Annotated in this window: 12 protein-coding genes; 2 read left to right on the forward strand and 10 right to left on the reverse strand. The window is 59.6% G+C overall.

The annotated features are described in order from the left end of the window. Positions 1 to 53 precede the first annotated feature (53 nt). The 8 genes from DWF74_RS14195 to DWF74_RS14230 all read right to left on the reverse strand — a co-directional run bounded on the left by DWF74_RS14195 (position 54) and on the right by DWF74_RS14230 (position 9,239). Positions 54 to 944 carry an ABC transporter permease subunit gene (locus DWF74_RS14195; protein WP_102862142.1) on the reverse strand — a complete coding sequence of 297 codons (891 nt, stop codon included), beginning with the start codon at positions 942 to 944 and terminating at the stop codon, positions 54 to 56. Continuing rightward, positions 941 to 1,822 carry an ABC transporter permease subunit gene (locus DWF74_RS14200; protein WP_177431301.1) on the reverse strand — a complete coding sequence of 294 codons (882 nt, stop codon included), beginning with the start codon at positions 1,820 to 1,822 and terminating at the stop codon, positions 941 to 943. The genes DWF74_RS14195 and DWF74_RS14200 overlap by 4 nt, the downstream gene beginning before the upstream one ends. Before the next feature lie 35 nt (positions 1,823 to 1,857). Then, positions 1,858 to 3,000 (reverse strand): ABC transporter ATP-binding protein, encoded by a 1,143-nt coding sequence (locus DWF74_RS14205; RefSeq protein WP_041120308.1) that lies wholly within the window; start codon positions 2,998 to 3,000, stop codon positions 1,858 to 1,860. A 71-nt stretch (positions 3,001 to 3,071) separates the two neighbouring features. Further along, positions 3,072 to 4,166: a polyamine ABC transporter substrate-binding protein gene (locus tag DWF74_RS14210; protein WP_110652456.1), complete on the reverse strand. Its 1,095-nt coding sequence runs from the start codon at positions 4,164 to 4,166 to the stop codon at positions 3,072 to 3,074. A gap of 189 nt (positions 4,167 to 4,355) precedes the next feature. Continuing rightward, positions 4,356 to 5,453, reverse strand: a complete 1,098-nt coding sequence (locus tag DWF74_RS14215; RefSeq protein WP_102862145.1) for a polyamine ABC transporter substrate-binding protein — start codon at positions 5,451 to 5,453, stop codon at positions 4,356 to 4,358. A 185-nt stretch (positions 5,454 to 5,638) separates the two neighbouring features. Further along, entirely contained in the window at positions 5,639 to 7,003 is a 1,365-nt protein-coding gene (locus tag DWF74_RS14220) for an aspartate aminotransferase family protein (protein ID WP_102862146.1), read from the reverse strand. Positions 7,004 to 7,059: 56 nt separating this feature from the next. Further along, the gene (locus tag DWF74_RS14225; protein WP_102862147.1) at positions 7,060 to 8,418 is read right to left on the reverse strand and encodes a glutamine synthetase family protein; all 1,359 of its coding nucleotides are present in this window, start codon (positions 8,416 to 8,418) and stop codon (positions 7,060 to 7,062) included. 38 nt (positions 8,419 to 8,456) lie between these two features. Further along, positions 8,457 to 9,239 (reverse strand): gamma-glutamyl-gamma-aminobutyrate hydrolase family protein, encoded by a 783-nt coding sequence (locus DWF74_RS14230; RefSeq protein ID WP_115581166.1) that lies wholly within the window; start codon positions 9,237 to 9,239, stop codon positions 8,457 to 8,459. Positions 9,240 to 9,517: 278 nt separating this feature from the next. Here DWF74_RS14230 and DWF74_RS14235 point away from each other — a divergent pair, with 278 nt between their 5' ends. Then, positions 9,518 to 10,894 (forward strand): glutamine synthetase family protein, encoded by a 1,377-nt coding sequence (locus tag DWF74_RS14235; RefSeq protein ID WP_085581012.1) that lies wholly within the window; start codon positions 9,518 to 9,520, stop codon positions 10,892 to 10,894. A gap of 135 nt (positions 10,895 to 11,029) precedes the next feature. Next, positions 11,030 to 11,668 carry a TetR/AcrR family transcriptional regulator gene (locus DWF74_RS14240; RefSeq protein WP_110594277.1) on the forward strand — a complete coding sequence of 213 codons (639 nt, stop codon included), beginning with the start codon at positions 11,030 to 11,032 and terminating at the stop codon, positions 11,666 to 11,668. 4 nt (positions 11,669 to 11,672) lie between these two features. Here the strand turns inward: DWF74_RS14240 and coaA are convergent, their stop codons facing one another. Then, positions 11,673 to 12,509 (reverse strand): type I pantothenate kinase, encoded by an 837-nt coding sequence (coaA, locus tag DWF74_RS14245; protein ID WP_240322052.1) that lies wholly within the window; start codon positions 12,507 to 12,509, stop codon positions 11,673 to 11,675. Positions 12,510 to 12,710: 201 nt separating this feature from the next. Beyond that, the gene (locus DWF74_RS14250) at positions 12,711 to 12,926 is read right to left on the reverse strand and encodes a TOBE domain-containing protein (RefSeq protein ID WP_011064106.1); all 216 of its coding nucleotides are present in this window, start codon (positions 12,924 to 12,926) and stop codon (positions 12,711 to 12,713) included. Positions 12,927 to 12,947 lie beyond the last annotated feature (21 nt).

Below are 12,947 nucleotides of genomic sequence, written 5' to 3' on the forward strand. Positions count from 1 at the left end.
TAAAAAACCTCGCTCCCGGTTACGGGGCGAGGTTTTTTATTGCGAACCTGAGGTCAGACCGCTTCCGGCGCCTGGGCCCGACGTACGTCAGGCTGCTTCCAGGAGTCGGCAGCACTCTCTTCGATGGCTTGCTGGATCGCGCGCTTGCGAGCTTCTTCGGCGCGGCGGCTGAAGAACCAGACCAGGAAGGTCACCAGGGACACCGCCAGCAGGATCAGGCTGGCCACGGCGTTGATCTCCGGTTTGACCCCCAGGCGCACCGCCGAGAACACTTCCATCGGCAAGGTGGTGGAGCCAGGGCCAGAGACGAAGCTCGCCAGGACCAGGTCATCCAGGGACAGGGCGAAGGACATCATGCCCCCCGCTGCCAGCGAAGGCGCGATCATCGGGATGGTGATCAGGAAGAACACCTTCCACGGCCGCGCGCCCAGGTCCATGGCCGCCTCTTCGATGGACAGGTCAAGCTCGCGCAGGCGAGCCGACACCACCACCGCCACATAAGCCGCGCAGAACGTGGTGTGGGCAATCCAGATGGTGACGATGCCACGCTCCTGAGGCCAGCCGACCGCCTGAGCCATGGCCACGAACAGCAGCAACAGCGACAGGCCGGTGATCACTTCAGGCATCACCAGCGGCGCCGTCACCAGGCCACCGAACAGGGTGCGGCCCTTGAAGTGAGTGATCCGGGTCAGGACGAACGCCGCCAGGGTGCCCAGGGCCACCGCGGCAACGGCGGTGTAGCAGGCAATTTCCAGGGAGCGCAGGACCGAGCCCATGAGCTGAGTGTTATCCAGCAGGCCGATGTACCAGTTGATCGACCAGCCGCCCCAGACCGTCACCAGTTTCGAGGCGTTGAACGAGTAGATCACCAGGATCAGCATCGGCAGGTAGATGAACAACAGGCCCAGCACCAGCATCATGCTTGAGAAACTGAAGCGCTTCATTCCTTGCCCTCCATTTCTTTGGCCTGACTGCGGTTGAACAGGATGATCGGCACAATCAGGATCGCCAGCATCACCACCGCCAGGGCGGATGCCACCGGCCAGTCACGGTTGTTGAAGAACTCTTGCCAGAGCACCTTACCAATCATCAGGGTTTCCGGGCCGCCCAAGAGTTCCGGAATCACGAACTCGCCCACTACCGGGATGAACACCAGCATGCAACCGGCGATGATGCCGTTCTTGGACAGCGGCACGGTGATCTTCCAGAAGCTGTTGAAGGTGCTCGAACCCAGGTCGGCCGCGGCCTCCAGCAGGCTGGTGTCGTGCTTCACCAGGTTGGCGTACAGCGGCAGGATCATGAACGGCAGGTAGGAATAGACCACGCCGATGTACACCGCGATGTTGGTGTTGAGGATCTGCAGCGGCTCGTTGATCCAGCCCATGGACAGCAGGAAGCCATTGAGCAGGCCGTTGTTGCTGAGGATGCCCATCCAGGCATAGACCCGAATCAGGATCGCGGTCCAGGTCGGCATCATGATCAGCAGCACCAGCACGGTCTGCAGCTCTTTACGGGCACTGGCGATGGCATAGGCCATCGGGTAGCCGATCAGCAGGCAGAGGATGGTGCTGAAGAACGCCATCTTCAGCGAGCCCAGGTAAGCCGCGATGTACAGCTCGTCGTCGCCGAGCATCGCGTAGTTGCCCAGGTTGAGCAGCACCTGCAGCTTCTGGTCGACGTAGCTGTAGATCTCGGTATACGGCGGAATGGCCACGTCCGCTTCGGCGAAGCTGATCTTCAGTACGATGAAGAACGGCAGCATGAAGAACAGGAACAGCCAGATGAACGGAACCCCGATGACCAGCTGACGGCCACCGGGAATTATTCGATTGAGTCGGCGCTTGAGCTTTCGCATGTTCATGAGCGCAGTACCACGCCGCTGTCGTCTTCCCACCAGACGTAAACCTGGTCACCCCAGGTCGGCCGGGCGCCGCGACGCTCGGCGTTGGCCACGAAGGACTGCACCAGCTTGCCGCTCGGCAGCTCGACGTAGAACACCGAGTGGCCGCCCAGGTAGGCAATGTCGTGCACCTTGCCGCTGGACCAGTTGTACTCGCAGGTCGGCATCTCGGCGGTCACCAGGAGCTTTTCCGGGCGGATCGCGTAGGTCACCGACTTGTCCTGCACCGAGGTACTGATGCCGTGGCCGACATAGATGCTGCGGTCCAGGTCCTTGCAGGTGATCAGGGCGTGACCTTCGGCATCGTCCACCACTTCACCTTCGAAGATGTTGACGTTGCCGATGAATTCGCAGACCAGGCGGCTGACCGGAGTCTCGTAGATATCGATCGGGCTGCCGATCTGGGCGATCCAGCCCAGGTGCATGATGGCGATGCGTTCGGCCATGGTCATGGCCTCTTCCTGGTCGTGGGTCACCATCACGCAGGTCACGCCTACGCGTTCGATGATCTCAACCAGTTCCAGCTGCATCTGCGAGCGCAGCTTCTTGTCCAGGGCGCCCATGGGTTCGTCCAGCAGCAACAGCTTGGGACGCTTGGCCAGGGAGCGAGCCAGGGCCACGCGCTGGCGCTGGCCACCGGACAGCTGGTGCGGCTTGCGCTTGGCATACTGGCTCATCTGTACCAGCTTGAGCATCTCCGCCACCCGGGCGTCGATTTCGGCCGCTGGGATCTTGTCCTGCTTGAGGCCGAAGGCGATGTTCTGGGCCACGGTCATGTGCGGGAACAGCGCGTAGGACTGGAACATCATGTTGATCGGCCGCTCATAGGGCGGCATGTCGGTGATGTCCACACCATCGAGGAAGATTCGCCCCTCCGTTGGCCGTTCGAAACCGGCCAGCATCCGCAGCAAGGTGGACTTGCCCGAACCCGAGCCGCCGAGCAGGGCGAAGATCTCGCCCTTCTTGATTTCCAGGGACACATCGTCCACGGCAACCGTCTCGTCGAACTTCTTCGTGACCCGGTCGATTTTGACCAGCACCTGCTTAGGTGTCTGGTCGCCCTCGAGGGCTTTCTTATAGGCGCCGGAGGCAACTGCCATTTGCGAAACTCCCAACAAAATTTGCAGCCCGCCCCACGTGGGCGGACCTTGGATAGTTTGAGCCTGTGGAACTACTTACCCGTCTTGACCTTGGTCCAGCTACGGGTCATCAAGCGTTGGATATTGGGTGGCAACTCGATGGACACGTAGGTCTTGTCGAGTACAGCTTGCGGTGGATAAACCGCTTCGTCGGTGCGAATGGACTGCTCCATCAGCTTGTCCGACCCAGGGTTGGGGTTGGCGTAACCGACGTAGTCACTGACCTGGGCAATCACCTCAGGTTGCAGCAAATAGTTGATGAAGGCGTGAGCCTCCTTGACGTTGGTCGAGTCCTTGGGGATCGCCAGCATGTCGAACCACAGGGCACCGCCTTCCTTCGGAATCGCGTAGGCGATGTTCACGCCCTTGCCAGCGTCGGCGGCCCGGGCCTTGGCCTGGAACACGTCGCCGGAAAAGCCGATGGCCACGCAGATATTGCCGTTGGCCAGGTCCGAGATGTACTTGGACGAGTGGAAGTAGGTCACGTAGGGACGCACCGCCAGCAACTTGGCTTCGGCCTTCTTGTAGTCCTGGGGGTTGGTGCTGTTGGCATCCAGGCCCAGGTAATTGAGGACCGTGGGCATCATTTCATCGGCAGAATCAAGGAAGGCCACGCCGCAGCTGTTGAGCTTCTTGATGTTCTCCGGCTCGAACAGCACGCTCCAGGAGTCGATCTTGTCCACGCCCAGCACGGCCTTGACCTTGTCGACGTTGTAGCCAATGCCATTGGTGCCCCACAGGTACGGCACCGCGTACTGGTTGCCCGGGTCGTTCATCTCCAGACGCTTGAGCAGCGCCGTATCGAGATTGGAGTAGTTAGGCAGCAGGCTCTTGTCGAGTTTCTGGAAAGCCCCGGCCTTGATCTGTTTGCCCAGAAAGTGGTTGGACGGCACCACCACGTCATAACCGGTACGACCGGCCAGCAACTTGCCTTCCAGGGTTTCGTTGGAATCGAAAACGTCATACACCGGCTTGATGCCCGTGGCTTTTTCAAATTCGGCCAGGGTGTTCTGACCGATGTAGTCGGACCAGTTATAAATATGCACGGTCGGTGCAGCCTGCGCGCCAGCCACCAGCGTCAGGCTGGCGGCGACCAGCATGGCTTTGCGAAATAAAGAAATAGGCAAGTGGAGGTCCTCTTAAATAGTTGGGCCCAAGTTGCCCCGCGCTACCTGACAGCCTCCGAGCTGCCCAGCAACAAAACCGGCGCGCAACTTACCCTCGATAAACCAATCCAGCAAAACTTTCTGTCATTTAATTGTTACCTGTTGCCGCCCTCGCCACGATGACGGCAACAGGTCGTGCTGCAAATTGGCTTATTTGCCGGATTTGATCTTGGTCCAGCTGCGGGTCAGGATGCGCTGGGTCGCGGCCGGCAGGTCGGCAATCGCGTACAGCTTGGCCTGTACGTCAGCTGGCGGGTAAACGCCCGGGTCGCTGGTGATGTCTTTATCGACCAACGGGGTTGCAGCCGCGTTACCGTTGGGGAAACGCACGGCGTTGGTGATTTCGGCCATGACTTCAGGCTTTTGCAGGAAGGTCATGAACTTGTAGGCGCCGTCGACGTTTTCCGCGTCTTTAGGGATGGCGACCATGTCGTAGAAGCTGCCAGCACCCTCTTTTGGAATGTTGTAGCTGACCTTGACCTTGTCACCGGCTTCGGCGGCACGGGCCTTGGCCTGATAGATATCGCCCGAGTAACCCACGGCGACGCAGATATTGCCGTTAGCCAGGTCGGAGATGTACTTGGACGAGTGGAAATAGGCGATCGAAGGACGGATCTTGAGGAACAGGGCTTCGGCTTCAGCCAGTTGCTTCTTGTCCTGACTGTCGGTCGGGTAGCCCAGGTAGTGCAGCGCCACAGGAATCATCTCGGTTGGCGAATCGAGGAAACTGACGCCACAAGCCTTCAACTTCTCGGCGTTTTCCGGCTTGAACAGCAGGTCCCAGGAGTTGGTCGGTGCGTCGGCACCCAATACCGCCTTGACCTTCTCGGCGTTGAAACCGATGCCGATCGAACCCCACATGTAAGGGAAGGCGTGCTTGTTGCCCGGGTCGCTCACCGATACCGCCTTGAGCAGCGATTCGTTGAGGTTCTTCCAGTTCGGCAACTTGGACTTGTCCAGTTCCTGATAGACACCGGCCTTGATCTGCTTGGCCAGGAAGTTGTTGGAAGGCACGACTACGTCGTAACCGGATTTGCCGGCGAGCAACTTGGCTTCCAGGGTTTCGTTGCTGTCGAACACGTCATAGACCACTTTGATGCCCGACTCGGCTTCAAATTTCTTGATGGTGTCCGGGGCGATGTAATCGGACCAGTTATAAACGTGCAGTACTTTATCGTCCGCCTGCGCTGCCGCCGCCATCACGCCCATCAGGGACATGGCGAGGAGGGTCTTGCCAGCTAACTTCATACCTAATGCCTTCATGCGTAATGCTCCAATTATTCTTTTTTAACCACTCGCTCAGCGGCCAGTCTCAGGGCAACCAAAACGGCGGGTAGTCTGGCAAGATCCAAGGCCGGCTTTCAAGGAAAGACCCATCCTTTATATCTGCTTCGAGCGCCGTGCCCGCAAGCACCACGCTCAAAGCCTAGCACTCAGTTCTGCAGCACACTCAAGGTCAGATCCAGGCACTTGCGCGCCTTGGCCACCAGTTCGTCGATCTCCGCCTCGCTGATCACCAGCGGTGGTGCAATGATCATGGTGTCGCCCACGGCACGCATGATCAGACCGTTATCGAAGCAGAACTGTCGGCAGATCATGCCCACGCCGCGGCCTTCATAGCGCGCGCGGGTGGCCTTGTCCTTGACCAGCTCGATCGCCCCCAGCAGGCCTACCCCGCGAACCTCACCCACCAACGGATGATCACTCAGCTCACGCAGACGTTTCTGCAAATAGGGTGCCGCTTTTTCGTGAGCGCGCTGGATAATTTTTTCATCGCGCATGATGCGGATGTTTTCCAGGGCCACGGCTGCGGCCACCGGATGGCCGGAGTAGGTGAAACCGTGGTTGAAATCGCCGCCCTCGTTGAGCACCGCCACCACTTCGTCACGGACAATCAGGCCGCCCATGGGGATGTAGCCGGAGGTCAGGCCCTTGGCGATGGTCATCATGTCGGGCTTGAGGTCGTAGAAATCGCTACCGAACCACTCACCGGTGCGGCCGAAGCCACAGATCACTTCGTCGGCGACGAAGAGGATGTCGTACTTGGCGAGGATTTCCTTGATCCGCGGCCAGTAGCTGTCCGGCGGCACAATCACGCCGCCAGCGCCCTGGATCGGCTCGGCGATAAAGGCACCGACGTTATCCACACCCAGTTCCAGAATCTTCTCTTCCAACTGGTTGGCCGCCCAGATACCGAACTCTTCGGGGCTCATGTCGCCACCTTCACCGAACCAGTACGGTTGCGGGATATGAACGATACCCGGGATCGGCAGGTCGCCCTGTTCGTGCATGTAGGTCATGCCGCCGAGGCTGGCACCGGCCACGGTGGAACCGTGGTAGCCGTTGACCCGGCTGATGATGGTCTTCTTGTTCGGCTGGCCCTTGATCGCCCAGTAATGGCGGACCATGCGCAGCATGGTGTCGTTGCCTTCGGAGCCGGAACCGGTGAAGAACACGTGGTTCATGCCTTCTGGCGCGATATCAGCGATCGCCTTGGACAGCTCCAGCACCGGCGGGTGGGCGGTCTGGAAGAACAGGTTGTAATAGGGCAGTTCGCGCATTTGCTTGCTGGCCGCTTCCGCCAGTTCATCACGGCCATAGCCAATGGCTACGCACCACAGACCGGCCATGCCGTCGAGAATCTGATTGCCTTCACTGTCCCAGAGGTACACCCCCTTGGCATGGGTGATGATCCGCGGCCCCTTCTCCTTCAATTGCTTGAAGTCACTGAAAGGCGCCAGGTGGTGATCACTGCTGAGGGTTTGCCACTCGCGGGTTTGCGGGTTTTTATGAGTCATCAATCTCTCCTAAGTGTCAGTGAAGGCGCCGCTGGGGGGCAGCGGCGCCCGGCGAATCAGACGGCGAACAGCAGGAATTCCCGCTCCCACGAACTGATCACGCGCTTGAAGTTTTCGTGCTCGGCCCGCTTCACCGCGACATAGCCGGTGATGAACTTCTGGCCCAGGTACTTCTCGATGGTCTTGCTGTTTTCCATACGCTCCAGGGCGTCCTCGATGGTCAACGGCAGGCGCAGGTTGCGTCGTTCATAACCACGACCGACCACTGGCGCGCTCGGGTTGTGGCCTTCGACCATGCCGATGAAGCCGCACAGCAGGCTGGCAGCAATGGCCAGGTAAGGGTTGGCGTCGGCGCCCGGCAGACGGTTTTCCACCCGACGGTTCTGCGGTCCGGCATCCGGCACCCGCAGGCCCACGGTGCGGTTCTCTTCGCCCCACTCGACGTTTACCGGCGCCGAGGTATCGGGCAGGAAGCGGCGGAACGAGTTGACGTTGGGAGCGAACAGCGGCAGCAACTCGGGGATGAACTTCTGCAGCCCGCCAATGTGGTTGAGGAACAGCTGGCTCATGGTTCCGTCTTCGTTGGAGAAGACGTTCTTGCCGGTGTTGATGTCGATGATGCTCTGGTGCAAATGCATGGCGCTACCAGGCTCGCCGGTCATGGGCTTGGCCATGAAGGTGGCCGCCACGTCGTGCTTGAGGGCCGCCTCGCGCATGGTGCGCTTGAACACCAGGATCTGGTCGGCCAGGGACAGGGCGTCGCCGTGACGGAAGTTGATCTCCATCTGCGCCGTGCCGTCTTCATGGATCAGGGTATCCAGGTCCAGCTCCTGCAGTTCGCACCAGTCGTAGACATCTTCGAACAGCGGATCGAATTCGTTGGCCGCTTCGATGGAGAACGACTGACGACCGGTTTCAGGGCGGCCGGAACGGCCGATCGGCGGCTGCAGCGGGTAGTCCGGGTCGTCGCTGCGCTTGGTCAGGTAGAACTCCATCTCCGGCGCCACGATGGGCTGCCAGCCGTGGTCGGCGTAGAGCTTGAGCACCTTCTTCAAGACGTTGCGGGGCGACAGCTCGATGGGGTTGCCCTGCTTGTCGTAGGTGTCGTGGATCACCTGGGCAGTGGGTTCGATGGCCCAGGGCACGAGGTACACCGCGTTCTGGTCGGGGCGGCAAATCATGTCGATGTCCGCCGGGTCCAGCAACTCGTAATAGATGTCGTCTTCGACATAGTCGCCGGTCACGGTCTGCAACAGCACGCTCTCGGGCAGGCGCATGCCTTTTTCGGCAATGAACTTGTTGGTCGGCGAGATCTTGCCCCGGGTGATACCGGTCAAATCGCCGATCATGCATTCGACTTCTGTGATCTTGTGGTCTTTCAACCAATCGGTGAGCTGGTCGAGGTTGTTACTCATAAATGCCTCTAGGCTGAGTTTCCTGACTCTCTATTAAGTCAGGCGTTGTGTGACGCTTCGGCGTCGCGTTGTTTTGCCCGTTTGCGGCAGGCATCACCAAAAGCCTGGAAGATGGCCAGATAGTGAGGATTGCAGCTTACCTGCCATTCGGGGTGCCATTGCACCCCCAAAGCAAATGCCTTGCCTCCCTCGACCGAGATGGCCTCCACCAGACCGTCAGGCGCCAGCGCCTCGACCCGCAGGCCCGGCGCCAGACGTTCAACGCCTTGAGCATGAATCGAGTTGACTTGAATCTTCTGCGGCAGGCCCAGATTCGCCAGGACCCCACCCGCCTGGACGTGCAAATCATGGGCAGGCGCGTACCAGGCATCCAGGGGCTGACCAGGCTCGTCATCATGGCGGTGGTCCATGAACGGCTGCACGTCATGCACGTTCTGATGAAGGCTGCCGCCCAGGGCTACATTCATTTCCTGGAATCCGCGACAGATGCCCAGCACCGGAACACCGGCTTGGACGGCGGCATTCAACAGCGGCAGAGTGGCCGCGTCCCGTGCAGAATCATGAGCAGTGTCCGGTGCGCTGGCAGGCCCCTGGTAATGGAAAGGTTCGATATTGGAGGGAGAACCGGTAAAGAGGATGCCGTCCAGACCGTCCAGAATATCGGACGGGGAAAGCAACTGCGCCATGGACGGAAGAATCACCGGCACGCCCTGGGCTGCGCTGGCTACTGCCTGTACATACTCGTCGCCACTGATGTGATAGGCATGCAGACCGATCTGCCTGGAGCAGGCGGTGATGCCGATTAACGGCAGGCGAGACATGAAACACCCCGGTATTATTGCTGTTATGGGTTTGATTCGAGCTTAGCCTTGTTCATTTTTTTACACAACACCCCCGTAAAAAATACAACACGGCCCGCTCAAGTCTGCGCTACCCGAGGCAGTCGAGTCCCAAAAAACGCCCTGTTTTGCCCCAAAAGAGCCTCGCCAGCCCTTTATTAGGGCGTAAAGAGCCTTACTTGACTTCGGCATGCCGTTCGGGTTGACTGAAACCAGAAAAGATCAATGATTGATATTTTTAACAACAAAGGTGTTGCATCATGTCGGTACCCCCGCGTGCCGTTCAGCTCAACGAAGCGAACGCGTTCCTTAAGGAACATCCTGAGGTTCTGTACGTTGACCTTCTGATTGCGGATATGAATGGTGTGGTGCGCGGCAAGCGCATCGAACGCACCAGCCTCCACAAGGTTTACGAGAAAGGCATCAACCTGCCGGCCTCCCTGTTTGCCCTGGATATCAATGGCTCTACGGTGGAAAGCACCGGCCTGGGCCTGGACATCGGCGATGCTGACCGAATCTGCTATCCAATCCCCGATACCCTGTGCAACGAGCCCTGGCAGAAGCGTCCTACCGCGCAACTGCTGATGACCATGCACGAGCTTGAAGGCGATCCGTTCTTCGCCGATCCACGAGAAGTACTGCGCCAGGTCGTGGCCAAGTTCGACGAACTGGGACTGACCATCTGCGCCGCCTTCGAACTGGAGTTCTACCTGATCGACCAGGAGAACGTGAACGGCCGTCCACAACCGCCACGTTCGCCGATCTCCGGCAAACGCCCGCATTCCACCCAGGTCTACCTGATCGACGATCTCGACGAATACGTCGACTGCCTCCAGGACATTCTGGAAGGTGCCAAGGAACAAGGCATCCCGGCCGACGCCATCGTCAAGGAAAGTGCCCCGGCACAATTCGAAGTCAACCTGCACCACGTGGCCGACCCGATCAAGGCATGCGACTACGCGGTACTGCTCAAGCGCCTGATCAAGAACATCGCCTACGACCATGAGATGGATACCACCTTCATGGCCAAGCCTTACCCAGGCCAGGCGGGCAACGGTCTGCACGTCCACATTTCGGTTCTGGATAAAGATGGCAAGAACATCTTTGCCAGCGAGGATCCCGAGCAGAACGCCGCACTGCGTCACGCGATCGGCGGTGTGCTCGAGACCCTGCCGGCGCAGATGGCCTTCCTCTGCCCGAACGTCAACTCCTACCGTCGTTTCGGCGCACAGTTCTATGTGCCGAACTCGCCGAGCTGGGGCCTGGACAACCGTACCGTGGCCCTGCGGGTGCCGACCGGTTCGGCCGATGCCGTGCGCCTGGAACACCGGGTCGCTGGCGCCGACGCCAACCCGTACTTGTTGATGGCCTCGGTCCTGGCGGGCGTGCACCACGGCCTGACCAACAAGATCGAGCCACCGGCGCCGACCGAAGGCAACAGCTACGAGCAGAACGAGCAGAGCCTGCCGAACAACTTGCGCGATGCCCTGCGCGAGCTGGACGACAGTGAGGTAATGGCCAAGTACATCGATCCGAAGTACATCGATATCTTCGTGGCCTGCAAGGAGAGCGAGCTGGAAGAGTTCGAACACTCCATCTCCGACCTCGAGTACAACTGGTACCTGCACACCGTTTAAGCGGTTGTTGCAAAAAAACAACGCCGCGGAGCTGACAGCCCCGCGGCGTTTTTTTGTGCCACTGATCCATGGCCGGCGGATACAGGAATTCTGACGCTCTCGCGTACAATGCCCGCTGCCCAGTAGGAGACACCGATGACGCGCACCGCCCCTCTTCGCAAACCCCGTGCACGCAGCCAGGCCCGGATCGACTCGATACTCGACGCCGCCCGGACCCTGCTAGCCAGCGAGGGTGTGGCCAGCCTGTCGATCTACAGCGTGGCCGAACGGGCGCAGATTCCACCGTCCTCGGTCTATCACTTCTTCGCCAGTGTCCCGGCCCTGCTGGAAGCCCTGACCGCCGATGTTCACGCAGCGTTTCGCGCCTGCCTGCAAGCGCCCATCGACCACGACCGGCTCGACAGTTGGCGGGACCTGTCACGCCTGGTCGAACAACGCATGCTCGACATCTACGGCGAGGACGCGGCGGCCCGCCAGTTGATCCTTGCCCAGCACGGTTTGACGGAAGTCACCCAGGCCGATCGCCAGCACGACATTGAGCTGGGTGACCTGATGCACAAGCTGTTCAATCACCACTTCGAGCTGCCGACACTGCCCCAGGATGTGGATGTATTCGCCCTGGCCATGGAGCTGGGAGACCGGGTGTACGCGCGATCGGTGCAGCAGCACGGGCAGATCACCCCGCGCATGGCGGAGGAAGGCATGCGGGTCTTCGATGCCTACCTGAGCCTTTACTTGCCGCCCTACCTGCCCAAGCGCCCAACGCCGCTCTGAGCGCTCACACCTGCCGCAGCAGCAACCTGTCGATGCTGTGATCCGCTGATTTGTGAATGATCAGGTTCGCCCGTTCCCGGGTCGGCAGGATGTTTTCGACGAGATTCTTCAGATTGACCCGGTCCCAGGTATCGGACGCCACCGACAAGGCATCAAGGTCCGAAAGCCCCTTGTACTTGTTGAAATAGGAATCTGCCGCCTGGAAAGCGGTGTTCTTCAAGTAGACAAAGCGCTCCAGGTACCAGGCTTTGATCGCCTCCTCGGACGCATCGACGTAAATGGAGAAGTCGATGAAATCCCGGGAGCTCAGGCCTTGCCCCTGCTCCCCCTGCAACACATTGAGGCCTTCGAGGATGATGATGTCCGGAGCCTCCACCGACTGCGCCTCATCGGCCAGGATGTCGTAGCGGACGTGGGAGTAGATGGGGATCTTCACCGGCTCGCCCTTCCTGCACACCGACTGCAGAAAATCCACGAACAACGGCTCATCGTAGGACTCGGGAAATCCCTTGCGGTGCAGGATATTTTTTTCCTGAAGGGTCGCCAGGGGGAAAAGAAAGGAGTCCGTAGTCACCAGATGCACATTGGGCTTGTCCGGCCAATAGGCCAGAAGGGCCGCCAGGACCCTGGCAAAACTGCTTTTGCCCACCGCGACACTGCCGGAAACACCTATGACATAAGGCGCCTTGAAACCTGCCTGGGGGGCCTTGAGTGACTGTACCTGGGCCGCATGCAAATGCAGCAGGCGCGACAGCGGGAGCAGGATCTGCCTCACCTCCTCGGGCGCCATGGGCTGGGTCGGACTGGTCAGCGTCTCCATCTCGGACGGTGACAGACTCATGGGTTCTGCGGCCCGCAGAGCTGACCAGCGCTCGCGATCAAACTCCAGATACCCTACGTTTGGACCCTGCTCTGTTGTCATGTTTGTACTGTTCAGGCCTTGCCGAAAGCAGGGAAAGTATCAAATCTGACCGTTATTTACAGCGTCCATGAAAAAAGCCCCGAAGGACTCGCACCCTTCGGGGCTGTTGCACTGCATCGCTCACAACTTGGCGATCGACACCTCGGTGGATTTCACGAAGGCAATCACCTCGCTGCCGATGGACAGTTCCAGCTCCTTGACCGAGCGGGTGGTGATCACCGAAGTGACAATCCCGGAAGCCGTCTGCACATCGATTTCCGACAGCACATCACCTTCGACGATTTCCTTGATGGTGCCTTTGAACTGATTGCGTACGTTGATGGCTTTAATGGTCATGGTATTTCTCCTGGGGTCGAA

Origin of the sequence: Pseudomonas protegens, assembly GCF_003363755.1 — a bacterium.
In the GTDB taxonomy this organism is placed as follows: domain Bacteria; phylum Pseudomonadota; class Gammaproteobacteria; order Pseudomonadales; family Pseudomonadaceae; genus Aquipseudomonas; species Aquipseudomonas danubii.